Below are 25,009 nucleotides of genomic sequence, written 5' to 3'. Positions count from 1 at the left end.
ACAAATGAAAGTTTCAACGAAGTGGTTAAACGAATACGTGAATGTCGCTGACCTTAAGCCGACAGAGTTAGCGGAAAAAATTGAGCGGACGGCCGTTGAGGTTGACGAAACCAGCCGGCGGGAAACAGGACTGAAGAAGATTGTGGTGGGCCATACCCTAAAGGTTGAGCCGCATCCTAATGCAGACCACCTGCATGTTTGCCAAGTTGATGTTGGTGAGGATGAACCATACCAAATTGTATGCGGTGCGCCGAATATCGCTGCTGATCAAAAAGTAATTGTTGCGCTCCCAAATTCGCGTATTGCTGGTAACGAAAAAATTAAGAAGGGGAAAATGCGCGGGGTCGTTTCAATGGGGATGATTTGTGCCCTGCAAGAGATTGGTTTTCCGGAAGCGGTTGTTCCGCAAGAATACGTTAATGGAATCTATGTGTTACCAGATGATGCCGTCCCGGGGGAACCCGTTTTTAAGTACCTGGGAATGGACGAGGATATCATCGATGTTGACATTACACCCAATCGGGCGGACATGTTAAGCATGCGTGGAGTTGCCCGGGAAGTTGGTGCAATGTACAGTCGACCGGTTAATTTGCCGGAAGTAAGCGTTAAGGAAGCCGACGATGTTAAGGTTGATTCGTTACTAAGTGTTGCTGCTGATGAGCAGGTGGCACCGACGTATATGACCCGCGTTATTCGAAACGTTCGCGTTGCTGCGAGTCCGTTATGGCTTCAAATCCGACTGTGGAATGCGGGAATTCGGCCAGTAAATAACGTTGTTGACGCGACTAATTATGCCTTGTTAGAATACGGTCAACCGCTCCATGCCTTTGATTATAATGAAATTGCGGGAAAGCAGTTGACGGTGCGGCAGGCGCAAGAAGGGGAACACCTAACGACGCTTGACGGAACGGAACGAAAGTTAACGGCTGGCGACGTGGTTGTTGCAGACGCTAATGAGGTGGTTGCCTTGGCTGGAATTATGGGAGGAGTTCGAACGGCGGTTACGGCTGATACCGCAGATGTTGTTCTTGAAGCAGCAGTTTTCAATCCAACGGCGATTCGGAAGACATCCCGGCGGGAGAATCTGCACACTGAAGCGGCAATGCGGTTTGAACGAGGAATTAATCAGGATGCAGTGGTGGCGGCTCTTGATGCAGCAGCACAGTTAATTGCAACTAACGCTGGCGGGCAAGTCGCCCAGGGAATTTTAGAGGCAACTCGCCACCCCGTACACGATGTTACCGTGAAAATTTCACTGCAGCGCGTTAATGACGTACTGGGAACTAAGTTAACGGCAGCCGAAGTTACTGCGATTTTTAAGCGGTTAGGGTTTGACGTTGCGGAAGAGGCGGGGGCGTTTACCGTAAATGTGCCACCGTTTCGGTGGGATATTAGTCTACCAGCTGACCTAATCGAAGAGGTTGCCCGGATTTATGGTTATGATAACCTTCCAGCGACGCTCCCGGTTGGAGTAACAACCCCGGGTGTCCGGACACATAAGCAACGGTTTATCCGGATAATTCGGCAAACATTGCAGGAGACAGGACTGAATCAAGCGATCTCTTATGGCTTAACAACTGCAACCAAAGCACAACGGTTTATGTTTGCGCCAGCAACGGCAACTGAGCTCGCCTTTCCGATGAGTTCTGATCGGACCACGGCCCGGATGAACCTTTTGAGCGGGTTGCTAGATGATGCGGCGTATAACGTTCACCGGAAGGTACAAGACGTTGCACTGTACGAACAGGGCCGAGTTTTCCTTGGTGATGGCGAACATGTTCGGCCGCGGGAAGTCGAGCACGTGGCCGGGGTGTTAACTGGGTTATTCCGCCAATCGGGATGGAACCAGTCCAAGCAACCGGTTGATTTTTACGTTGCAAAGGGAATTGTTGAACACCTCCTTCGGCAATTAGGAATTAGCGGGGAACGGTATGTTCCGGTTAGTTCTCATGCTGAAATGCATCCAGGCCGGACTGCAGACGTATACGTGGGTGAAACGTTTGTTGGTTTTGTAGGTGAGGTTCACCCCGACATTGCTAAGGAAAATCATCTTAAACGAGCGTATGTTTTTGAACTTGATGTGGATGTGCTCTATCATCTTCCGAAGAATGAACAGCGCTATGTAGCTGTTTCGAAGTTCCCTGAGGTAACGCGGGATATTGCATTAGCCGTTCGGACAGACGTGACGAATGAACAGCTGACGCAATGCATTATTAAAAACGGGGGAGCACATCTTGCAGATGTGCGGCTCTTTGATGTTTACCAGGGCGATAAGATAGCGCCAGGGATGAAGTCGCTGGCATATACGCTTGTTTATCGGGATCCGACCAAGACGCTGGTTGATGAGGATGTTAACCGGTCGTTTAATAAAATTGTCCGGAAGCTTCAGGATGAATTTGCCGCTGAGGTCCGGTAGAATTAGCATAAGGATAAATAAAGTAAGGTCGTAGCGCACGGTGGCTATGACCTTTTTAGTGTATAAATTACGGGAGGAATGGTTATGAAAGGGCGTAAATGGCCGTGGGTTCTTCTGGGCATTATGTCAACGACATGCTGGGGAATTTCCGGAGTCTTTGCTAAGATATTGTTCGCGATTAGTCCGCGCATTTCGCCGATGACTGTGACGCAAGTGCGTATGATTATCGGGGGAATTACTATTTTATTTATCGGATGGTTAGTGGGCCGACAGCCGTTAAAAATTTGGTATCGGTGGCATGATGCGGGAATAATCGTCAGCTACGGAATTTTAGGGTTGATTCCCGTCCAATTGTTTTACTTTATGACGGTGAAAATTGGAAATGCGTCGATTGCAACAATTTTACAGTTTATCGGCCCGTTTTTCATTATGTTATACATGGCAGTTCGCCACCATGAAATTCCGTCTCGGTTAGAGGTGATTAGTGCGGTTGCTGCCTTCATTGGGGTGGTGATAGTAGCAACTAATGGCCGGTTTACGCAACTGGCAATCACACCGTTAGTTTTAATTTACGGCCTTATTTCAGCTGTGGGTGTTGCAACAAATACGTTGATTCCACGGTCATTGTTAAAGACTTTTTCATCCATGGAAATCACGGGGTGGGGGCTAGTTATCGCGGGGATCGGGCTTGAAGTTGTATCACCAACCCGAATAACGTTTGCGCTAACTTCTCAGGTATTAGTAATGTTTTTAATGATTATTGTTATTGGAACCGTAATTCCGTTTATTGCTTTTACAACCGTGTTAAAGTACATTTCTCCCACGGTTGCCAGCATGCTAGACGCCTTCGAGCCCCTTACAGCCACTGTGGGTTCGGTGCTTGTTTTGGGCTTGCATTTGAGTTTAGCAACGGTAGTTGGTTCACTGATAATTATTATTGCTGTAATTGGACTGAATTATCAGCCAAACGAAGGGTAATTTTATAATTATTAAGACAAAAACTCCCCCACGCATAATGCGTGGGGGAGTTGACAATTCCGAAATTAATGACTGGAGTTAGTTTGAGCTGGGGTATTACCACTTTGTTGACTGTTATTATCGTTATTAACGGCCTGAGAAACGTCGGGATTATTGTTATTCGTGCTATTAGAATGCCCCATATCGATGCTAAAATTCATGCTGAATGAATGATCATTATCATGCCCACTGTGTGAAAATAATCCGGATGATGAATTCCCCGCAAAAATATCAGAATCAGGATAATCAATCCAGTAGAGTTGTTTGACTCCATTTAAGGTCTTTGTACCAACGCTAGATGGCCGAATCCAATCTGTGTTTGGTGCTAGTTCGGCAAGATATGTCATCTCATTTTTAAAAATGGAATGTGATATTTTGGCTTCCGGAATTGACATGTAGTTTCCAGCGTGCATTGGATGGTCATAGCCAACCCAAACGGAAACAGCATAGTTTTTAGTATAACCGTTCATCCAGCCATCCATACATGATTGCGCAGGGACTTTATTAGCGACACTATCTGGGTAATTGGTTTCTCCGTCTTTTCCGGCAACATATAACCCTGGAATAGAAGCGTCCGTTGCTGTTCCTTTTCCCTTAAACACACCTTTTAGGATGTCGGTAATCATGTAAGCCGTCCCTGGCTTCATTGCGCGCTGCCCATTAACACTGAACGTTTTAACATTACCGTCGGTTGATTTTATTTTACTGATAAACTGTGGCTTGTAATAAGTGCCGCCGTTTGCAAAGCTAGAGTAAGCAGCTGCATTTTGGAGAGTAGATGATGGAATCCCAATCCCATAGCTGTATTTATCAACTTTAGAACTGTCAAACCCTAAATTACCCAGAAAATTCTGCGCATTGCTTAATCCAACGGCTGATAAAGTGCGGATAGCAGGGATATTTCGTGATTGGACGAGGGCGCTTCGGAGCGTCATCTTTCCTGGATATTTGTGATCCCAGTCGTACAATGAAGTATTTGTTCCCGGATATTTGTATGGAGTATCTTCAAGCGGATGGTAGGTTGCCCAGTGGAGGTACTGGATAGCCGGCCCGTAATCCATTAGAGGTTTAGCACACGAACCATTAGATCGATTAGTTTGAACTGCGCGGTTTAACCCAAATGGTGTGTTGCTTTTTCGCCCACCAATCATCGCAATAACTTTCCCGTTCTGGGGATTAATGACGGTAGAGGCCATTTGTAACCTGTTATTAGGGAAAACAATGTATTCGTCGGTATTAGCAATTGCGTAGAGCCTTTTTTGAACGTTCCAGTCCAAATTCGTATAAATTTTTAGATTTCCTTTGTTCGGATCATAACCTTGTTGCTTAGCTTCCTGTAAAACCTGTTGAATGTAGGCGTCCGCTACAAGTTCACGTTTAGAGTTTTCATCATTTTGGGCTGCATGGTCCGTAATAAGTCCGGCAGTAATACTTTGTTGTTTTGCCGCCGCTGCTTGAGCGGAAGAAATCTTTTTGTTTTGAACCATTGCGTCTAAAACAAGATTCCGCCGCTGGGTTGCTAGTTTAGGATTGATTAACGGATCGTAAGATGCCGGAGCGTTGGGAATCCCGGCAATTGTTGCGGTCTGGGCCAGATTCAGGTCTTTAAGCGGCTTTCCATAGTAATAATGGGCCGCCGTTTGCATTCCGTAACAGTTAGATCCCATATAAACTTTGTTGACATAAAACGTCATAATTTGGTTTTTACTGTAATGTTTATCGAGCTGGATGGCTAGCCACGCTTCCTGCGCTTTCCGTTTAAGCGTTCGATCAGCGTTACTAGTTGAGAAGTATGAAAGTTTAACCAGCTGTTGGTCAAGCGTACTCCCCCCTTGAATAGCGTTTGGGTGAAAAATATTAGAAAATGCTGCGGAAACAATCCGGAGCGGATCAATCCCTTTTTGTTTATAAAAACCGCGGTCCTCAATCGAAACAATTGCGTCTTTTAGCTGCTGAGGGATTTGGTTTTGCTTAACTATTTGACGGTTTTCGCTTCCTAACGTGTAGATTTTTTTCCCGTTACTTGCATAAATCGTTGTCATTTCTGGACTTGATAGTCGGGAAATTGATAATTTGGGGGCAGTACTAGCGTACGCAACAAAAAGAAACCCGCCAGCAACGATTAGGAAAGCAATAATTCCAAGCGCCCATCCCCAAAAACGGTGCTTACAATGGGAATGCCGTTGGTGTTCCTCTTTTTCTCGGGTCTGGTGGCGAGCTGTTCTTGAATAATGTGGATCCTGTTCAGTCATTATTAGGTACCATACTCCTTTATAGTAGTTTACATTGCTAGATTAGTTGATCAACGGCACTCAAGTACGGGATGCGTGGATTTAAACCATATTGCAGGCTAATCCCTTCGGTAGCGATTACTTTTCGGGGGATCGATTTGCGGCCTGTTATATTTGCTTGCTGATCCCAATAGCGGAAAAGCGTTGCTGCCGGCATCAAGTACAGTTCATCTAAAATGGTGAAGCGAACAATTGTAAAACAAATGCCGTTTTGTGCCATACAAGCCTTTAAATGTTCAACCTGGTGAGCGTGAAAATTACTCAACGGGAAAGCTGTTTTGTTGCGGGTTTCCTTAGCTTCAAAGTCGAGGTAGTGCCCCTGATAAACGCCGTTATAGTCGGTTGTTGAGGGTTGTTTAAAATATGCTTCCCGGATAACAGCCGCACTCCGTTTGGGATAGTCAACGTTCACAATTTGAATTGGAATGGGCTTTTTATGAATAACGGCAATCCCGTTGACACGATAATACTTATTTGTTGCATTAATTTCTTGTTCAAGCGTCATTCCGCGATTACCATATTGAATCGAAGTGTGCTTGGACTGCGATAATGGGGTTGATTGTTGGAATGATCGTCCGTCAGGGTACTTCAACGCCACAATGCATCACCTTCTTATCCCACCTATTATAGCAAGGACGTTAGGGGGAAGCAAAAGGAAGTGGCCTTTGGCGGGAGAATGCGGTAGGATAAGGGTGCATTAATTAAGGGGGGACATTATGCGGCTATGGGTAACGGGTTATCGGAGCTATGAGTTTCCGATTTTTAATAATGATGATCCCCGGATAGCGGTGATCCGTTTTGCGTTAAGACAAGCGTTTATTAACGCTTTTGATGCCGGTTTGGAATGGATAATTACCGGAGGACAGTTGGGCGTTGAACAATGGGCGGCAATGACGGCGGTTACTCTCCGGGATGAATATCCCGAGTTGCATGTTTCAATGATGTTCCCGTACGCAGAGTTTGCTCATCGGTGGAAAGAGGATAAACAGCTGCAGTTAGCTACTCTCCAACAACAGGTTGACTTTCACGCGAACGTCAGTGACCAACCTTACCAGTCACCAGCCCAATTACAAAATTATCAGCGTTTTATGTTGTCTCATACGGATGCAGCCCTTTTAGTGTATGATCAGGAGTATCCAGGAAAACCAAAATACGATTACGCAGCAATTAAACGGTGGCAACAACAGCATGATTATCCGTGCACGTTAATTGATATGGATCAACTGCAGAGTGCCGTAACGGAGTATGCAGCGGTGAAGAATGATTTGCAATCATGGTAAATTGTAGCTATAATATAGGTGTTAATGAGTTTACAATGGAGTGTTAGACGAATGAATGATATTAAGCTTACGCCGAAAGAAATTTATGATAAGCACTTCAAGCCCAAAATGCGGGGATATGACCCGGAAGACGTCGATGAGTTTTTGGATCAGGTGATTCAGGACTATGAGAAGTTTAATAAGGTTACCCGGCAACTTGAAGAAGAAAACGACCGCTTGAAAAAGAAAGTTGATGATCTTACCAAGCAGGTTGCGGTTGGTCAGTCTGGCCAGACTGTTCGACCAACGGTTGGGGCCACTAACATGGACATTCTTAAGCGCCTTTCAAACCTTGAGCGGCGGGTATTTGGTTCCCAGATGAATGATTCTCAGGGGAACCACTTTTAGGTTTAGTTAGTGTTAATCCGGATGTAGGTTTCTGGTAATCGCGGTCTACCTTGAGTAGGCTGAGGAAAGTCCAAGCTTGCACGGGCTGCGATGCCCGTAGTGATCGTACTCGCTGAAAAAATAAGGCGGGGCACCTTAATGGTGACGGCAAACGAAAGGGCTACGGTCGTTAAGGCTATGCTTAAGTAGTTTTGAAAGTGCCACAGAGACGAGGATCGTTGGAAACAATGATTGTGGAACGCGGTAAACCCTGCGAGCAGGTAACCCAAATTTTGGTAGGGGCGCTTCATGACGGAAATGAACTAATCATGGGGGCGAATTGGTTAACAGTTCGGAGATAGATGATTACCACCGATTTCAGTTTCCTGAGACTGGATGACGTACGGAACGTGGCTTATAGAGGCCTACATCTTCAGGAGGGCGGTGACTGTTGTCACGGCCCTTTTATTATTGGTTAATAAATAACGGAGGAATTGCTGGTGGAACGGTATCAGTTAATTACAACGTGTGCGGCAGGAATTGAAGCGTTGACTGGAAATGAACTGCGCCATCTCGGGTACAATGATGTACGGGTGGAGAACGGTCGGGTTCGTTTTAGTGGCACCATTCAGGATATTATTCGAGCAAACTTGTGGCTACGAACGGCGGACCGAGTACGGATTGTTATTGCCGAATTTTCCGCCCGGACGTTTGGTGAATTATTTGATCACGTTAATGCAGTTGAATGGGAGCGGTACTTACCCGTTGATGCTGCGTTTCCTGTTACTGGGAAGTCACAAAAATCGGTTCTTCATAACGTTCCGAGTATTCAGGCAATCACCAAAAAAGCAATCGTTAACCGGTTACAGGTTGTTTTTCATCGGCGGACGCGTCTTCCGGAAACTGGCGCGCAATATCCCGTTCAGGTAGCTCTTAATAAGGATCAAGTACTTCTAACCCTTGATACAACTGGGGCGAGCCTTTTTAAGCGGGGTTATCGGATTAATAAAGGTGCCGCACCGTTAAAGGAAAATATGGCTGCCGCGTTAGTTTTACTAGCGCACTGGTATCCAGAGATGCCGTTTGTTGATCCAGTGTGTGGGTCAGGAACGATCCCGATTGAGGCGGCGATGATTGGTCATAACATTGCGCCGGGGTTTAACCGTGATTTTACGTGCGAACAGTGGGAATGGTTACCCCAGCAGGTCAGCGCCAATGAACGGGCGGCCGCAGATGCGGCGGCGGACTACGATCGGGAATTAGACATTACTGGTTATGATATTGATGGGCGGATGGTCGCAATTGCCCGGCAAAATGCGCAGGAAGCAGGGTTATTTCATAGTATTACCTTTAAGCAAATGGCAGCGAAGGACTTTAAAACCGATAAAAAAAATGGTGTAATTGTTGCTAACCCGCCGTATGGCGAACGGTTAGGGGACCGCCAAGCAGCTAGAAAACTGTATGCACAAATGGGAGCGGTTTACCGGCCATTGGCGAGTTGGAGTAAGTATATTTTGACTGGTGACATGGAATTTGAACGCTTTTATGGTCAACCTGCCACTAAGCGTAGAAAGTTATATAACGGACGGTTACGAACAGACCTTTTTCAGTATTGGGGGAAAAAAGTAAAGTAAGCCTCGTAATAAAGTAGGGGGGGGAAGGCAACCCATTGCTGTCTCCCTCCCCACTACTTACTTTATGCTTTTCCCACCAATGTTTAACAGTGATGGCAGTCATTCCAATAACGTACAGGGATGTAAACGTTACACAACATCCTCCAGACGAGTACATTAAGAAAAGGAGGGGGATAGCGCCATAAAGGAAAAACCGCTTAAAGGATGGATCAATGCGCCCGGCGGCCATTGGGACAACCCCTTGGGGATCAGCGATTACCTCTTGTGGGCAGTACTGACGACAGGAGGGGCAGTTTTCAGTAAAACTAACAATGTTAGGATCGTTTGTAGGAACCCGGTTAATTCGGTACCGGTGAGTAGTAATGAAATCGATATTATATTCAATTGTGCATGCGCTGCACCGTAGTCGTACCCGCCCGTGAGGAATTACAGCCACTTTCCCCTGGTAAATTTTAATAATAAGGAGTGTTGTTTGAATGATGAAGTTGGTTGTAATAAGAATAATGATAAGACTGTTAACTACTAACAACCACTCCGGCATTCCCGGTACCATTCAAAACGCTCCTTTCTTTAGTTAGTCATAGAGTTAGTATAACATAAGGCTACCATTCTTAAAAAGTAAGTAAAGAAAACCAATGCTGCAGGAATAATAAGCTGAGTGCATCATGGAGCAAGGAGTGGGGGATTAGAAGCTTCTACTCGGCCTGTTTGTTTAAGCGTTGAATTATAGATATCTGGTTTATGGCACAATACCAATTAGGTTATTGAAACGCCTTATTAATGAACTGCCGCATTATCTGTTGCTTAGCTTGCTGTTCTGCGCGCTGCGTTACTTGAACTCGTTGGTGTGAACTCATTGTGGGGTTCTTTTGCATGGCCTGGGTAACTTGCTGTTTAACAAGCAGTGGTACTTGCTGTTTCATTGCTTGAGCAATGGCAGGTTTATCGTGTTTTAACCGTTGCTGTGCCCGCTTAAGTTGTGCAACACTCACGATCTGCCAGCTAACCGGAATGGTAAACCGATAATGACGTTGTTTAACTTGATTTTCCAAGCCAAGACCATAGTATAGAACACGCCAAAATGAATTTTTTGCCTGGTATTTGGTTTTTGTAATTGTGACCGTTGCAGTTTTAGCACGGGAAGAATGAATAACCTGAGTTGACGCAGAAACATCTGCGTCAGTGTGACTGACCTTAGTTGTGACGGCTGGTTTGTATAGGTAAACCTTTTCACTTCCCGTTCCTAACTGTTTGTACATTAATAGGTTAACCGGTAACTTTTTAGGGTTGATGGTTGGCTGTAACTTTGTAGTAGTAGTTACCGCTACTTCTTTCATTCCCAGGTGACTGACGTCATTGAGCATCAGTATGAGGGAGCAGGCAACCGCAATCAAAAAAAATCCAGCACAAATAACCACTTTTAGCAGGTGTCCGTGGTGCCATAGAATTGACAGCACTAAGAATAGTAGCAGTGCGACAACAAGAATAACTAAAATCATGCTACTTCACCATCCTTTGAATCAAGAGGAAGGTCAACTTTCCGCTTAACATCCTTGAAATAAAACGCAATGATAATTCCAAGTATCCCGAAGAGGAATGCCAGGAAGAACGTCATATGATACCCACCAAGAGCAGCACTAATCATCTGGTGCTTGTATTTCAGCGGAGCTGTATAAAGCAGGTGGTGAGCCGGTTCCATATGATCCTGAACATTAGTCAATGCTGTTGTAAAAATTGCTGTGCCAATTGCTCCAGAAACTTGCCGGAGGGTGTTGTTGACGGCCGTTCCGTCATTGATTTTTGCCAGTGGCAGGGCGTTCATTCCGGCCGTATTAACCGGCATCATTACGAACGAAACCCCAACAACCCTGACGGCATAAAGAACGATAATTTCGATCATTGGGGTAGTTGTTGAAATCGTGATAAAGTTAAACGTTCCCAGCGTAAGAATTGCTAATCCGGTCATTGCAAGTTTTTTAGCACCCATTCGGTCATATAAGAACCCGGAAATTGGGTTAATTAGCCCCATCATCAGTGCTCCAGGAAGTAACATTAATCCGGAATGGAACGGAGTTTGTCCGCGAACAATTTGGATGTACATTGGGAGAATTAGCTCGACCCCAACTAGGGCAATCCGGGCGATTGACCCAAGAATGGAAGCAATCGTAAAGTGCCAGTTTTTAAGCAGTCGAATATCCAAGAAGGCTTTATCGCCAAGCTTAATCTGCCGCCAGCAAAAGAGGGCAATGAAGATGGCTCCAATGATTAAGCTTAGAAGAACTTGAAATGATCCCCAGCCATCCGTTCCGGCTTCGGATGTTCCGTAAAGAAACGAACCAAATCCAACTACGGAAAGCATGGCAGAGAGAACGTCAATCTTAGGGTGGGATAACTCTAGAACGGTTCGCATAAAGAAGAACGCCATGACGATGTCAATAATTGAAATCGGAATTAAGATTCCAAAAATCATCCGCCAATTAAAGGTGTCAATGATCCATCCTGAAAGCGTTGGGCCAATTGCTGGGGCCATTCCAACAGCAAGACCGACAATCCCCATGATTGTTCCCCGTTTATCAACCGGGAAAATCGTTAAGGCAATGGATTGCATGAGGGATGTCATCACCCCAGCACCAACGGCCGAAACAAGCCGGCCTGTTAGCAGTAATCCGAAATTATTTGCAAAGTATGAAATTGTAATTCCCACCGTAAAGAGGATCATTGCGACGATGTAAAGGAGTTTTGAGCTGAAGCGGTTCATTAACCAGGCGGTAATCGGAATCATTACCCCGGTTACCAGCATAAATCCGGTTGAAAGCCATTGAACTGTCGAAGCCCCAATTCCAAATTTACTCATAAAAGTTGGGTATGCCGTTCCCAGCATTGTTCCGGCAAGAAAACCAACGAACCCGCCAATAATTAGGGTTATAAAAAGAAGAAACCGACTATACGGTTTACCGTGAACATCGGTTGCAGGTTTCATCTTTGCCATGTAATTCACCTCGAATTGATCTTTTTAAACTGGTTTCTATTTTAGCACTTAAGCATTGGAAGTGCTAAAAATATTCTTTGCGCGAGCAGTCAACATGACGGTATGTCATGTGACATCTTGTCATTTTACGCTGGGTGGAAGTGATTGTCAATTGAAAGGATCATTTTTTCATCATCTGCGGTTAGATTGTAAAATGGGGTATAATTGAGAAAAAAGTCTTGGGGTGGCATCAGGTGAGTCAGGAAAAAAGAATTGCGTTAATCAAACAACTGTTAGAGGAACGACAGGAATTATCAACGCGGGATATTATGCATGAGTTTGGTGTGTCGCAAGACACCGCCCGGCGGGACATTGTTTTACTAACTAAGCGGGGTGAAGTGCGGCGAACACATGGAGGAATTTTACCGTTGGATTTTGGGCGGAGTGTTCCTAATTTTCAAAGCCGATTGTCGCGTTTTACCAAGCAGAAAACGCAAATTGCGGTGGCTGCGGCAGAGTATTTTGAACCTCATCATGTTTATTTTATCGATTCATCAACGATTTTGCTTAAGACTTGTCAGAACCTTAATATGTCCGTGACAATTATGACCCACTCGCTGGATAATTGCGTTGCGCTGGCGGAACGCAGTAAGGTGACGGTGAAGGTTCTAAGTGGAACGTTAAACCATGATAACCGGTTTTTTTACTCTCATGATGCCATTGAAGAGCTCAGTAACATTGCCTTTGATACCGCGTTTATTGCGGCCTCAGGAATTGATCGGCATGGATTGTACTTACTAGATGAAGAAGATGCGCAAATTGTTGGGATGGCAGTTCGCCGGGCACGAAAGGTCATTTTGGTGGCGGAACATCAGAAGTTTACGAACCAATCATATTTTCGGATTTGTTCCCCGGCAAAGGTATCCCTCTTTATCACGGATCAGCGCTTAACTGCGGAACAGCGCGCGATTTTTCCGCGTGAGACTGAAATTCGGATCGTTGGAAATGAACAGGGAGGAGAACAGGAATGAAGCAACAGGATAAACCGATTGGCATTTTCGACTCGGGAGTTGGTGGAATTTCTGTATTGCGTGCGGCTGTGCGGGAACTTCCGCATGAGGATTTTTGTTATTTTGGTGATTCTGCGAATGCACCATATGGTCCCCGGCCAACGGCGGAGGTGCAACGTTTAAGCGAAGCGGTTGTTGGGCATCTATTGGCAAGGAAAGTTAAGGCAATTGTTATTGCATGTAATACGGCAACTAGCGCGGCAGCGGCGCTTTTGCGGCAAAAGTACGCAGCGCTTCCGATTATCGGAATTGAACCGGCAGTGAAGCCCGCGGTTGAGCAACATCCCGGGCAACAGATTATTGTGATGGCGACGCCGTTAACGCTGCGGGAAGAGAAATTTACCCAGCTGGCGGAACGTTATCGCCAACAAGCAACTATTATCCCGCTGGCGGCGCCGGCTTTAGTTGAGTTTGTTGAGGCTGGTATAATGGACACGCCTGCGGTGCATGACTACCTCCATAAATTACTTGCGCCGTACGCCGCGACAGCTGCAGCCGTTGTTTTAGGTTGTACGCACTTTCCGTTCGTTCGGGCGGCAATTGCGCAGGAGATGCGTCCTGGGATTCCAATTATTGATGGCGGTGCCGGGACAGCCCGGGAATTGCGGCGGCAGTTAGAAGCTAAGAATCTGCTTAACCTCCAGCAGCCAGCAGGACAGGTCGCATTTGAAAACAGTACGGCAACTCCGGCGATGATTCAGTTAAGTGAGCGGTTATTTAATGAAAAAGACGATTAGTGAAATCAAAAAATGGCTTCAAACAGGATTGACTGAAGTAGAGGTGGCTTCCCTGCGAGTGGACTCCCGGAAGGGCGTTCAGCGGTTGGTTGCCCAATATGATCGCCTTCAAGAAAAGAAGCATCATGCTCAGGAGGCCTTTGAACGCCGGTTAGTGGTTGAACGCCGCTTGTGGCAGGCGGGGGACCAGTACGTCGCAGGGATTGACGAAGTTGGTCGGGGTCCCTTAGCTGGCCCGGTTGTTGCGGCGGCAGTTATTTTGCCGCATAATTTTAATTTAGTTGCGGTAAATGATTCGAAACAATTGAGCGCTGCACTGCGTGAGCAGCTTTACGGTCAGATTTTAAGTCAGGCTGTTGCTGTAGCAATCGGAACCGCATCGAATAAATTGATTGATCGAGTTAATATTTATGAAGCAACTCGGATTGCAATGAAGGAGGCAGTGGATCAGCTTGTTGTGACGCCAACCCATCTTATTGTTGATGCGATGCAAGTACCGGTTACGCTTCCCCAGGAACGGTTAATTAAGGGCGATGCGAAGTCAGCCTCGGTTGCGGCAGCTAGTATCGTAGCTAAGGTTGTCAGGGACAGGCTAATGAGCTTTTATGACGAAGTTTATCCGGGTTATGGTTTTGAACAGAACGCTGGCTACGGAACAAAGGAACACTTGGCAGGTCTTGATAGCCTGGGAGTGACCCCAATTCACCGGCGGACCTTTGCCCCGGTTGCGAAGCGGCTTAGTAAATGAAAAAATGACACTTTCTTTGCGTACTTATTCAATGAGGAAGAACGTAAAGGAAGTGTCTTTTTGTGCGGAATTTGTTAATTATGTTTCATATGAGCAGTTTACGGACATTAGCACGAGAATGGCGGTTGATTGCCATTATTCGACGCACCCATCAGGTTCCGGTGTTATCAGTAATTCCAACATTACTCGGTTTTTCTAATATCCAGACTGGCCGGTGGCAAACTGAGTTGCGGGAACGGCTTCTGATAAAACGGTGGCAAAGGTGCCGACAAACAGGGCAGATTGTGACAATTATTGATGATGAATATCCAGCACTTTTAAGGGAGAGTTACAGGCCGCCGGTTGTGCTATTTTATCGGGGATCCTTGGTGCGATTACATCGGCCTTTATTGGCGGTAGTTGGTGCCAGACGGTGCACAAATTATACCCGGGAGGTGTTAGGCGAACTGTTACCGCCGCTAATTCATCGGCAAGTTGGAATTGTGAGTGGGCTGGCTAAGGGAGCGGACCGGATTGCTCATGAGGTAACCTGTCGTTTTCGGGGAGTGCCAATTGGGGTCATCGGAACAGGGTTAGATAAAGCTTATCCCCGAGAGAATGCCGGGCTTCAGGAAAGTGTTGCGCGTAGCGGTGTTTTGTTAAGTGAATATCCACCGGGAACGGGCCCACGACGGCATCATTTTCCCGAACGAAACCGGATAATTGCGGCATTAAGTTCAGCTACCCTTGTAACGGAGGCACAGTTACGGAGTGGGAGTCTGATTACTGCCAACCTTGCGTTACAGGCCAACCGAAACGTGTTGGCAGTTCCCGGACCAATTACCGCACCAACATCAATGGGAACAAACGAGTTAATTCAAGCGGGGGCCACCCCAGCGTTAAATTCTGTAAATATAATGGAAGAATTTGGTTTAACTTGACAGTAATAATTGTGGTAGCATATGATGAAAAGCGATTTTGATATGCGAAAAGGAGTTGGTGACGATGCCGAAAACGGCGAGTGCAACAACGACAACCACAAAGAAAACAACGAAGCGGAAAACGATCCGACGCCGGGTGAAGAAGAACCTCGTGATTGTTGAATCACCGTCAAAGGCTAAGACTATTCAAAAATATCTTGGATCGCGGTACAAGGTAATGGCTAGTCTCGGGCACGTTCGCGATCTTCCTAAAAGTACGATGGGAATTGACGTTGAAAATGATTATGCCCCGCATTATATTTCAATTCGGGGAAAGGGTCCGGTAATTAAAGAGTTACGGAAGGAAGCCAAAAAAGCCAACCACGTATATTTGGCTTCTGACCCCGACCGGGAAGGGGAGGCGATTGCTTGGCACTTATCCTATCTTCTCGGGCTTGATCCTAAAGATAAAAATCGGGTTGTCTTCAATGAAATTACGAAGGATACGGTTAAAAGTGCTTTTAAAACCCCCCGTGCCATTGATATGAGCTTGGTTGATGCGCAGCAGGCACGCCGGGTACTGGACCGACTTGTGGGATATTCAATTTCGCCGTTGCTGTGGGCGAAGGTTAAGCGGGGGTTATCAGCTGGCCGTGTTCAGTCCATTGCACTCAACCTGATAATTCAGCGGGAACAAGAAATTAAAAACTTTAAGCCTGAGGAGTACTGGTCAATTGATGCTGAGTTTAAGAAAAACCGGTCAACGTTTGCTGCTGCTTTTTATGGGATTGACGGAAAGAAGACAACACTCCCTAACAGTGAAGCTGTTCAGCAGATAATGCAACGGGTTAACTCAAAGCAATTGTTTACTGTCACTAACGTCACGAAAAAGGAACGGAAGCGGTTTCCTGCTTTGCCATTTACCACGTCAACAATGCAGCAAACAGCGAATAACACCCTCCGGTTTAGTACTGCTAAAACGATGATGGTGGCTCAGCAATTATACGAAGGAATTAATATTGGACGCGGAGGTGCGGTTGGTTTAATTACGTACATGCGGACCGATTCGACCCGGATTTCAACAGTGGCTAAGCATGAAGCAGCACAGCTAATTAATGATAAGTACGGTGCAAAATATGCAGCTGTAAAACCACGGCGGGGGAAGTTACCGGAGGGAGCACAGGATGCGCATGAGGCAATTCGTCCGTCGTCGGTGCTACGGACGCCAGACTCAATTGCGAAGTACCTAACAAAGGATCAACTTCGGTTATATACGTTAATTTGGTCCCGGTTTGTAGCAAGTCAAATGACGCCGGCGATTATTGATACGATGAAGGTTACGCTAGAACAAAACCACGTACAGTACCGTGCTACCGGTTCAAAGATGAAGTTTCCGGGGTTCATGAAGGTGTATAAGGATGCCAAGCAAAAGGATAACCAGCTTCCTGATTTGGCAGTAGGAGATGCGGTAACTTTGGTAAGTAACCAACCGAACCAACATTTTACGCAACCACCTGCGCGGTATACGGAGGCTGCTCTAATCAAAACACTTGAAGAAAATGGTGTAGGGCGGCCATCAACGTATGCACCAACGTTGAGTACAATCCAAAAGCGTTACTACGTTAAATTGGCGGCCCGGAAATTTACGCCAACCGAACTGGGAATTATTGTTAATAATATTATCAAAGATTGCTTTCCGGATATTCTAAACGTTAAGTTTACGTCCAACCTTGAACAGGAACTGGACGATATCGAGGAAGGAAAGCGGCAGTGGGTTAAGGTGATTGACGAATTTTATCAGCCCTTCGCCCAAGAGGTGGCGACCGCGGAAAAGAAGGTTGCAACGATTAAGATTAAGGATGAACCGGCTGGGATTGACTGTGATGTGTGTGGAGCACCAATGGTGATTAAGATGGGGCGGTACGGTAAGTTTTACGCCTGCAGTCGGTTCCCGGACTGTCGTAATACCAAAGCAATCATAAAGAAAATCGGGGTAACGTGTCCAAAGTGTGGAAAGGGCGATGTACTTGAACGGAAGTCCAAAAAGAACCGGCTGTTTTATGGTTGCTCCCGGTATCCGGACTGTGATTTTGTTTCATGGGATAAACCAGTTGGCCGGAAGTGCCCAAAATGTGGAGCATACCTGGTAGAGAAGAAGTCACGGAAGGGGCTCCAGGTAAAGTGTAGTAGTTGTGATTATGCTGAGGAACTCCAGCCGAAGTAGTGAATTAAGGAAAGAAGGAAGTAATCGTGCCAACTAGTTTTCATGCAACGACAATTTGTGCTGTGCGGCATAACGGTCATACTGCAATGGCGGGGGACGGACAGGTAACAATGGGCGAAAAGGTAATTATGAAGAACAACGCCCGGAAGGTACGGCGAATTTACCACAATAAGGTTGTGGTTGGGTTTGCCGGGAGTGTTGCCGATGCCTTTAACCTAGAAGAACGGTTTGAAAAGAAGCTTGAAGAGTACAGCGGGAACCTGCAGCGTGCTGCCGTTGAACTTGCCCAGGAGTGGCGGACGGATCAAGCACTTCAAAAACTCGAAGCACTGTTAATTGTAATGGATAAGGATAACTTGTTGCTTGTTTCAGGATCGGGTGAAGTAATTGAACCTGATGAGGACGTTCTCGCCATTGGTTCGGGAGGTAATTATGCCCTTGCGGCAGCGAAGGCCCTTACGCGGCATGCCAAGGATATGACCGCCGTTGATATTGCTAGAGCTGCCATTGATATTGCTGGCGGGATTGATATTTTTACTAACCATAACATCATTGCAGAGGAACTATAGGGGGCAATCAAAATGGATGAAATGGATAAAACGCCCAAGCAAATTGTTGCTAAACTGGATAAGTATGTAATCGGCCAGGATGCGGCGAAAAGGTCAATTGCCGTGGCATTACGCAACCGGTATCGACGGATGCAAGTTCCGGACGCAATGCGGGATGAGATCACCCCGAAAAACGTTCTGATGATTGGGCCGACAGGGGTGGGGAAAACCGAGATTGCCCGCCGGCTTGCTAAAATTGTGAATGCTCCCTTCATTAAGGTTGAAGCAACAAAATTCACAGAAGTAGGGTATGTTGGGCGTGATGTTGAATCAATGGTGCGGGATCTTGTCGAAGTGGCATATAAGATGGAACAGGATGCGGCTTTTGCCCGAGTACGGGATAAGGCTACACAGCGAGCTGATGCGGACCTTGTGCGGACACTTGTTCCTGCTAAACCGTCCGAAGACCAGCAAAAGCAAACGCAGGAACGGTTTATGGCAATGATGCGTGATTTGCAGCACGGAAAGATGCCCGATCTTAGTCAGACAATGCAACAAGGGACGGAAGAAGACCACCTCTCACCGGAGATTCAGGCTAAACGGCAGCAGGTGCAGCAACAGCTTCAAAACGGTGAACTTGAAAATCAAGACGTTACCATTCAGGTAACTGATCCGGGACAAAATCTAGGAAACAACGATATGCTTGGTCAGATGGGAATTGATTTGAGCGCGGTGCAATCAATGCTTCCCCAACGCCGAATAACCCGGACAATGCCTGTGGCGGAAGCCCGGGAGGTATTTATCCGGGAGGAATCAGCACAGCTAGTTAATGATGCTGACCTTGCAGAGGCGGCTATTAAACGAGCAGAAAACACGGGGATTATTTTTATTGATGAAATCGATAAAATTACGGCAACTGGTCAGCGTAATTCTGGTGAGGTTTCACGGGAAGGAGTACAGCGTGATATTTTGCCAATTGTTGAGGGCTCGCAGGTTAAAACCAAATACGGAATGGTAAGTACGGACCATATGTTGTTCATTGCATCAGGGGCGTTTCATGAAAGTAAGCCAAGTGATCTGATTGCGGAACTTCAGGGGCGTTTTCCGATTCGGGTTGAACTTGATGATCTAAAAGTTGATGACTTCGTAAAAATCCTCACTGAACCGCAAAACGCGTTGGTTAAACAGTACATGGCATTAATCGCAACAGATAATGTCAAAGTAACGTTTACGATTGAAGCTATTCAGCGAATTGCTCAAATTGCATACGATGTTAATCATGATACGGATAATATCGGAGCCCGGCGGTTGCACACCATTCTGGAACGACTACTTGAAGATCTGTTATATGAAGGGCCAGATATGGGAGTCGGCGAGGTTACCATTACCGCAGCATACGTGGACGAAAAGATTGGAAAGATTGCGAAAAATCAAGATCTAAGTCGATATATTTTATAATAGCAATTAAATGAATAATAAAAATCCGGTGATTCACTTCCGATTAGCGAATCACCGGATTTTTGTCGAAATTTAATTGTTATTTTTCTTCCGTTCCCGTTGCCGCCGCTGATAACCAAGCCCGAAGGAGACCATGTTTTCGGCGCCGTTTTCAATGCGTTTAATGTTTTGCCGGTGCCGGATAAAAACAAAGGCTGTTATTAGTAATCCGATTACGCCTAAGAAATAGTCATGCATGAGGAATGCGAGAATGGTAATGACAACAAAGCACGTTAGGCTTGCTATGCTGACCATACTGGTAAGGTATAACGTTAGGGCAAAGAGAGCACATCCAATAACAAACAGCACCGGATTATAAATAAAAAGGGCACCGGCACTGGTTGCAACGGCTTTTCCGCCCTTAAAGTTAGCAAAAAGTGGGAAGACGTGGCCGATAATTGCAGCGATTCCGGCAAGCAGGGGATTGAACGGAGCGTGCAAAACAATGGCAAGCGCCACCGCTGCGGATCCCTTAAGCATGTCCATCAAAAATACGATGATTCCAGCCCGTTTTCCTAACACCCGGAAGGCATTGGTTGTTCCCATGTTGCCACTCCCAAAGTTGCGAATATCCTTTTTGTAAAAAATCTTTCCAATCCATACGCCCGATGGAATTGAACCTAGGAGATAACCGCATAGCAGAATTAAAATAACCTTTACCGTAAGCATTTATAACTCCTCCTCAGTTTATGCTCTTTCATTCTAGCATGGAAAAGCGGGAAGTACCACGAAATTCAGGGAAAGAGCGAAGGTGTGATATAATCATCTGTGCTATGGCAATTCGCCACTGAGATCAGGCTAAACCAAGAAATAAGTGATAGGAAGGTGCTGCGGTAAATGGGACAAACCAAGTACAACGATGATTCAATCCAGGTGCTCAAGGGGCTTGAGGCCGTTCGGAAACGCCCCGGGATGTACATTGGCTCGACCGATTCAAAGGGGCTTCATCACCTTGTATATGAAATTGTTGATAATGCGGTGGATGAGGCCCTTTCCGGTTACGGAAAACAAATCGACGTAACCATTCACGCAGATGATTCCATTACTGTTTCGGACTATGGCCGGGGCATGCCGGTTGGGATGCACGCAACAGGAATTCCAACGGTGGAGGTTATTTTCACCGTATTGCATGCCGGCGGGAAGTTTGGTCAGGGGGGCTATAAAACCTCTGGTGGGCTTCATGGCGTGGGGGCATCGGTTGTTAACGCCCTGTCAAGTAGGCTAACGGTTAATACTGTTCGGGACGGGATTGAGTATGAGGAAGATTTTAAAAACGGGGGGCATCCGGTTGGCACGCTCAAAAAGCTCGGCAAGGCGAAGCGTCGGTCAGGAACGACCGTGACGTTCAAACCGGATCCGACCATTTTTTCGACAACTCATTACAAGTACGACGTTCTAGCGGAGCGCCTGCGGGAGGCGGCCTTCCTGTTGAAAGGTGTTAAGATTACCCTTACCGATGAACGGACAAATACTAGCGATACGTTCTACTTTGAAGAAGGAATTAAGGAATTTGTTACGTACCTAAATGAGGAAAAGGACGTTCTCGGGGACGTGATGTACTTTGAAGGGAAGCAACAGGGAATTGAAGTGGAAGTTGCTGCCCAGTATAACGATGGGTACTCCGAAAACATTATTTCATTCGTTAATAACGTGCGTACTAAGGACGGAGGAAGCCACGAAGCTGGGATGAAGGCGGCGTGGACTAAGGCGTTCAACGAATACGCACGGAAGGTCGGCTTATTAAAGGAAAAAAGTAAAAATTTAGATGGAAGTGACGTCCGGGAAGGATTATCAGCAGTGATTTCCGTGCGAATTCCGGAAGAACTGCTGCAATTTGAAGGCCAAACCAAGGGAAAGCTTGGGACCCCAGAAGCCCGGACAGCGGTTGCTGATGTGGTAGGCGCACAACTTGGGTACTACCTAATGGAAAACGGTGATTTTGCCCAGGAGTTGGTCCGAAAAGCGTTAAAAGCCCGGGATGCCCGGGAAGCTGCTCGGAAAGCCCGGGATGAAAGCCGGAGTGGTAAAAAGCGGCGGAAAAAGGACCGTTTATTATCCGGAAAATTAACTCCAGCGCAGTCCCGGAACGCCAAGCGGAATGAGCTTTTTTTAGTGGAAGGGGATTCTGCCGGTGGGTCGGCTAAGCAGGGGCGCGATCGGAAGTTTCAGGCGATTCTTCCTCTCAGGGGGAAAGTGTTAAACACTGAAAAGGCAAAGCTCCAGGACATTATGAAAAACGAAGAAATCAATACCATGATTTATACGATTGGTGCGGGGGTTGGCCCGGAATTTGACATTCAAGATGCAAACTACGACAAGATCATTATTATGACCGATGCGGATACCGACGGGGCCCACATTCAAATTCTACTTTTAACGTTTTTCTACAAGTACATGCGGCCAATGATCGACGCCGGGCGCGTGTACATTGCGTTGCCGCCGCTGTATAAGGTCCAAAAGAAGGTTAAGGGAAAACTTCAGGTTCGGTACGCATGGACGGACAGTGAGCTTGACCAGGTAACCGCCGCGATGGGGAAGGGGTATTCCCTGCAACGCTTTAAGGGACTTGGTGAAATGAACGCTGATCAGTTGTGGGAAACAACGATGAACCCGGCAACCCGGACACTGGTTCGTGTGCGAATTGACGACGCTCAAGTTGCCGAAAAGCGGGTTACAACGCTAATGGGTGATAAGGTTGCACCGCGCCGAAAATGGATTGAAAAGAACGTACAGTTCTCATTGGAAGAGGATGGCAGTTTATTAGATACAATTGCAGCTGAAGGCGCTCACGGGACACCTTCCTCGGCAACTAATCCTGGCGAATCCGTCCCGTTATTTACCGATGAGTTAGATTAAGGAGGGGTGTTTTTGACGACCAAGGAAGCTAGTCATATTCAAGAACTTTCACTGGAAGCAGTAATGGGTGAACGTTTTGGCCGTTATTCAAAGTACATTATTCAGGAACGGGCGTTACCGGATATTCGTGATGGGCTCAAACCCGTTCAGCGCCGAATTTTGTTTGCAATGAACCAGGATGGAAATACCCACGATAAGGCGTTTCGGAAATCGGCTAAGTCCGTGGGGAACGTCATGGGAAATTTTCACCCGCACGGTGATAGTTCAATTTACGAAGCGATGGTGCGGCTTAGCCAGGATTGGAAGCTGCGTATGCCGTTAATTGAAATGCACGGAAATAACGGTTCAATGGACGGCGATCCTCCGGCTGCAATGCGATACACTGAGGCGCGGTTATCTGAGATTGCTGCGGAGATGCTGAAAGATATTGATAAAAAGACCGTGGCGATGGTGCTCAATTTTGATGATACGGAGTACGAGCCCACGGTTCTTCCGGCGCGGTTTCCCAACCTATTAGTTAATGGGGCGACGGGAATTTCTGCCGGGTACGCGACGGAGATTCCCCCCCACAACCTAACGGAAGTCATTGATGCACTGGTGTATTTAATTGAACATCCAAACGCAGACCTTGTTGACTTGATGCAGTTTGTCCAGGGCCCTGATTTTCCGACTGGTGGTATTATGCAGGGGCGTGACGGTATCAGACAAGCCTATAAAACCGGCCGTGGTAAAACGGTTTTGCGGGCCAAGACGGCCGTTGAACCGCTTCGTGGTGGCAAACAACAAATTGTTATTACTGAAATTCCGTATGAGGTTAATAAGGCACAGCTTGTTAAGAAAATTGATGAACTACGGTTGTTAAAACGGGTTGAAGGAATCAGCGAGGTCCGTGATGAAAGCGATCGGGAAGGATTACGCATCGTTGTTGAGCTGAAAAAGAATGCGCAGGCGCAGGGAATTTTAAATTACCTGTTTAAGAATACGGACTTGCAGGTAACCTACAACTTTAACATGGTGGCCATTAATAATAAGCGGCCCGAACACGTGGGGTTAAAGACCATCCTTACAGCGTACCTGGATCATCAACGACAGGTAACCACTAAGCGGACGCAGTTTGACCTTCAAAAGGCCCAGGACCGGCAGCACATTGTGGCCGGCTTAATTAAGGCGTTATCAATCCTTGATCAGGTGATTAAAACGATTCGGGGTTCGGAAAATAAAAAGGACGCTAAGAATAATTTGGTTACCCAATATGACTTTACGGAAAAGCAGGCAGAAGCCATTGTTTCCCTGCAACTGTATCGGTTAACGAATACGGATGTGACGGCATTGCAACAAGAAGCGGGCGAGCTGGCCAAGCAGATTGCCCGTTATGAGAAGGTGTTAGAGAGTCCCAAAGAATTAGATCGGGTAATTAAGCGGGAACTGATGGCCGTAGCGAAGAAGTATGGTACGCCACGGCTAACGGAAATTCAAGATGAGATTCAGTCTCTGACCGTGAAGACCGAAGTGACTGTTGCCAAGGAAGATGTTCAACTCCTGGTTTCACGGACGGGATACGTGAAGCGTTCTTCGCTACGTTCTTACAAGGCCTCGGGGGATGAGAATGGGTTGAAAGAAGATGATTACCCGGTACTTGAGCAAACCGTCAGCACGCTTGATCATCTCTTTATTTTTACGAATAAGGGAAACGTAATTTACCGGCCGGTCCACGAAGTTCTTGAAACCCGCTGGAAGGAGACGGGGGAACACCTGTCTCAAAGCGTTGGGTTGGACGCAGATGAAGTGGTAATTCAAGCGCTGTGTTTCCCTGACTTGAAGCAGACAGGCCAATTTGTATTTGCTACCCAGAATGGATTGATTAAACGGACCGATTTTGCTGCCCTGAAACCAGGGCGGACATATCGTTCCCGGGCAAGTGTCTTCATGAAACTTAAAGTAGCGGGTGATGAAGTACTCCTAGCAGCGTACCAGCAGGCTGAGGATCCAGCAATGCAAGTGTTCTGTATGTCTCATGGAGGGTATGGTTTGCGGTATGCATTGAGCGAAGTTCCTGTGAGCGGAGCACGGGCTGCCGGTGTAAAGTGTATGGATTTGCGGGATGGACGCTTAAGTGCGGTACTGCTTGTCCATGAGAATGATCAGGTAGCATTGATTACCCAGCGGGGTGCGTTTAAGCGGATGAACGTAGCGGAAGTGCCGCTGACATCCCGGGCCCGCCGTGGAGTGCAAATCCTGCGCGAATTAAAGCGGAACCCTCACCGAATTGTTGCGGGTATGGTTATTTCTAACAAAATGCAATTGGAAGTGGTTACAGCAACGGGACAGGTTCTCCCAGTTGATCCGGAAGCCTTTCCGGTAGGGGATCGATACTCTAACGGGTCATTTATTCTTGATCCGGTCGCGGATGGAATCCCCCAACGACTCCAAGCGGGAAAACAGAAAGAAGAATAGATTA

The 25,009-nt window shown here is 46.6% G+C and carries 19 protein-coding genes and 1 other RNA gene; 15 read left to right on the top strand and 5 right to left on the bottom strand.

Annotated features, from left to right (window positions below):
* The first annotated feature begins 4 nt into the window (after nucleotides 1–4).
* Both pheT and ACI3EZ_RS04065 read left to right on the top strand, forming a co-directional pair.
* Nucleotides 5–2,416, top strand: a complete 2,412-nt coding sequence (pheT, locus tag ACI3EZ_RS04070; RefSeq protein WP_405025609.1) for a phenylalanine--tRNA ligase subunit beta — start codon at nucleotides 5–7, stop codon at nucleotides 2,414–2,416.
* An 84-nt stretch (nucleotides 2,417–2,500) separates the two neighbouring features.
* Complete coding sequence (locus ACI3EZ_RS04065; protein ID WP_405025608.1) at nucleotides 2,501–3,394, top strand: EamA family transporter; 894 nt, start codon at nucleotides 2,501–2,503, stop codon at nucleotides 3,392–3,394.
* Between the two features lie 65 nt (nucleotides 3,395–3,459).
* Here ACI3EZ_RS04065 and ACI3EZ_RS04060 read toward each other — a convergent pair whose 3' ends face one another.
* Nucleotides 3,460–5,685 carry a PBP1A family penicillin-binding protein gene (locus ACI3EZ_RS04060; RefSeq protein ID WP_405025607.1) on the bottom strand — a complete coding sequence of 742 codons (2,226 nt, stop codon included), beginning with the start codon at nucleotides 5,683–5,685 and terminating at the stop codon, nucleotides 3,460–3,462.
* 37 nt (nucleotides 5,686–5,722) lie between these two features.
* The gene (gene recU, locus ACI3EZ_RS04055; protein WP_405025606.1) at nucleotides 5,723–6,322 is read right to left on the bottom strand and encodes a Holliday junction resolvase RecU; all 600 of its coding nucleotides are present in this window, start codon (nucleotides 6,320–6,322) and stop codon (nucleotides 5,723–5,725) included.
* Nucleotides 6,323–6,437: 115 nt separating this feature from the next.
* Between recU and ACI3EZ_RS04050 the strand changes: the two genes are divergently transcribed.
* The 4 genes from ACI3EZ_RS04050 (at nucleotide 6,438) to ACI3EZ_RS04035 (ending at nucleotide 9,004) form a co-directional block, all read left to right on the top strand.
* Nucleotides 6,438–7,004: a DUF1273 domain-containing protein gene (locus ACI3EZ_RS04050; protein ID WP_405024264.1), complete on the top strand. Its 567-nt coding sequence runs from the start codon at nucleotides 6,438–6,440 to the stop codon at nucleotides 7,002–7,004.
* 51 nt (nucleotides 7,005–7,055) lie between these two features.
* Complete coding sequence (gpsB, locus tag ACI3EZ_RS04045) at nucleotides 7,056–7,391, top strand: cell division regulator GpsB (RefSeq protein WP_405025605.1); 336 nt, start codon at nucleotides 7,056–7,058, stop codon at nucleotides 7,389–7,391.
* A gap of 26 nt (nucleotides 7,392–7,417) precedes the next feature.
* Nucleotides 7,418–7,793, top strand: an RNA gene (gene rnpB, locus ACI3EZ_RS04040) — RNase P RNA component class B.
* Between the two features lie 77 nt (nucleotides 7,794–7,870).
* Nucleotides 7,871–9,004: a class I SAM-dependent RNA methyltransferase gene (locus tag ACI3EZ_RS04035; protein ID WP_405024165.1), complete on the top strand. Its 1,134-nt coding sequence runs from the start codon at nucleotides 7,871–7,873 to the stop codon at nucleotides 9,002–9,004.
* Nucleotides 9,005–9,765: 761 nt separating this feature from the next.
* On the opposite strand, the gene ACI3EZ_RS04030 is transcribed toward ACI3EZ_RS04035, so the two are convergent.
* Both ACI3EZ_RS04030 and ACI3EZ_RS04025 read right to left on the bottom strand, forming a co-directional pair.
* Nucleotides 9,766–10,503 (bottom strand): DUF4811 domain-containing protein, encoded by a 738-nt coding sequence (locus tag ACI3EZ_RS04030; RefSeq protein ID WP_405025604.1) that lies wholly within the window; start codon nucleotides 10,501–10,503, stop codon nucleotides 9,766–9,768.
* Nucleotides 10,500–11,993, bottom strand: coding sequence for an MDR family MFS transporter (locus ACI3EZ_RS04025; RefSeq protein ID WP_405025603.1), 1,494 nt, complete (start codon nucleotides 11,991–11,993; stop codon nucleotides 10,500–10,502). The genes ACI3EZ_RS04030 and ACI3EZ_RS04025 overlap by 4 nt, the downstream gene beginning before the upstream one ends.
* A 233-nt stretch (nucleotides 11,994–12,226) precedes the next feature.
* Between ACI3EZ_RS04025 and ACI3EZ_RS04020 the strand changes: the two genes are divergently transcribed.
* The 7 genes from ACI3EZ_RS04020 to hslU all read left to right on the top strand — a co-directional run bounded on the left by ACI3EZ_RS04020 (nucleotide 12,227) and on the right by hslU (nucleotide 19,656).
* Nucleotides 12,227–13,003 carry a DeoR/GlpR family DNA-binding transcription regulator gene (locus ACI3EZ_RS04020; RefSeq protein WP_405025602.1) on the top strand — a complete coding sequence of 259 codons (777 nt, stop codon included), beginning with the start codon at nucleotides 12,227–12,229 and terminating at the stop codon, nucleotides 13,001–13,003.
* Nucleotides 13,000–13,779 carry a glutamate racemase gene (murI, locus tag ACI3EZ_RS04015; protein ID WP_405024160.1) on the top strand — a complete coding sequence of 260 codons (780 nt, stop codon included), beginning with the start codon at nucleotides 13,000–13,002 and terminating at the stop codon, nucleotides 13,777–13,779. Before ACI3EZ_RS04020 ends, murI begins: the two co-directional genes overlap by 4 nt.
* The gene (locus ACI3EZ_RS04010; protein ID WP_405025601.1) at nucleotides 13,763–14,527 is read left to right on the top strand and encodes a ribonuclease HII; all 765 of its coding nucleotides are present in this window, start codon (nucleotides 13,763–13,765) and stop codon (nucleotides 14,525–14,527) included. The genes murI and ACI3EZ_RS04010 overlap by 17 nt, the downstream gene beginning before the upstream one ends.
* 62 nt (nucleotides 14,528–14,589) lie before the next feature.
* Entirely contained in the window at nucleotides 14,590–15,447 is an 858-nt protein-coding gene (gene dprA / locus ACI3EZ_RS04005) for a DNA-processing protein DprA (protein ID WP_405025600.1), read from the top strand.
* A 64-nt stretch (nucleotides 15,448–15,511) separates the two neighbouring features.
* Entirely contained in the window at nucleotides 15,512–17,650 is a 2,139-nt protein-coding gene (gene topA, locus ACI3EZ_RS04000) for a type I DNA topoisomerase (protein ID WP_405025599.1), read from the top strand.
* Between the two features lie 26 nt (nucleotides 17,651–17,676).
* Nucleotides 17,677–18,219 carry an ATP-dependent protease subunit HslV gene (hslV, locus tag ACI3EZ_RS03995; RefSeq protein WP_405024156.1) on the top strand — a complete coding sequence of 181 codons (543 nt, stop codon included), beginning with the start codon at nucleotides 17,677–17,679 and terminating at the stop codon, nucleotides 18,217–18,219.
* Nucleotides 18,220–18,231: 12 nt separating this feature from the next.
* Nucleotides 18,232–19,656, top strand: coding sequence for an ATP-dependent protease ATPase subunit HslU (gene hslU, locus ACI3EZ_RS03990; protein WP_405025598.1), 1,425 nt, complete (start codon nucleotides 18,232–18,234; stop codon nucleotides 19,654–19,656).
* Between the two features lie 72 nt (nucleotides 19,657–19,728).
* On the opposite strand, the gene plsY is transcribed toward hslU, so the two are convergent.
* Nucleotides 19,729–20,364, bottom strand: a complete 636-nt coding sequence (gene plsY / locus ACI3EZ_RS03985; protein WP_405025597.1) for a glycerol-3-phosphate 1-O-acyltransferase PlsY — start codon at nucleotides 20,362–20,364, stop codon at nucleotides 19,729–19,731.
* A gap of 168 nt (nucleotides 20,365–20,532) precedes the next feature.
* On the opposite strand from plsY, the gene parE reads away from it, so the two are divergent.
* Entirely contained in the window at nucleotides 20,533–22,551 is a 2,019-nt protein-coding gene (gene parE, locus ACI3EZ_RS03980; RefSeq protein WP_405025596.1) for a DNA topoisomerase IV subunit B, read from the top strand.
* 63 nt (nucleotides 22,552–22,614) lie between these two features.
* Nucleotides 22,615–25,005, top strand: coding sequence for a DNA topoisomerase IV subunit A (gene parC, locus ACI3EZ_RS03975; RefSeq protein WP_405025675.1), 2,391 nt, complete (start codon nucleotides 22,615–22,617; stop codon nucleotides 25,003–25,005).
* Nucleotides 25,006–25,009 lie beyond the last annotated feature (4 nt).

Origin of the sequence: Ligilactobacillus sp. LYQ60 (assembly GCF_045033015.1) — a bacterium.
Taxonomy (GTDB): Bacteria; Bacillota; Bacilli; order Lactobacillales; family Lactobacillaceae; genus Ligilactobacillus.
This window is presented reverse-complemented; position numbering and strand designations above follow the sequence as displayed.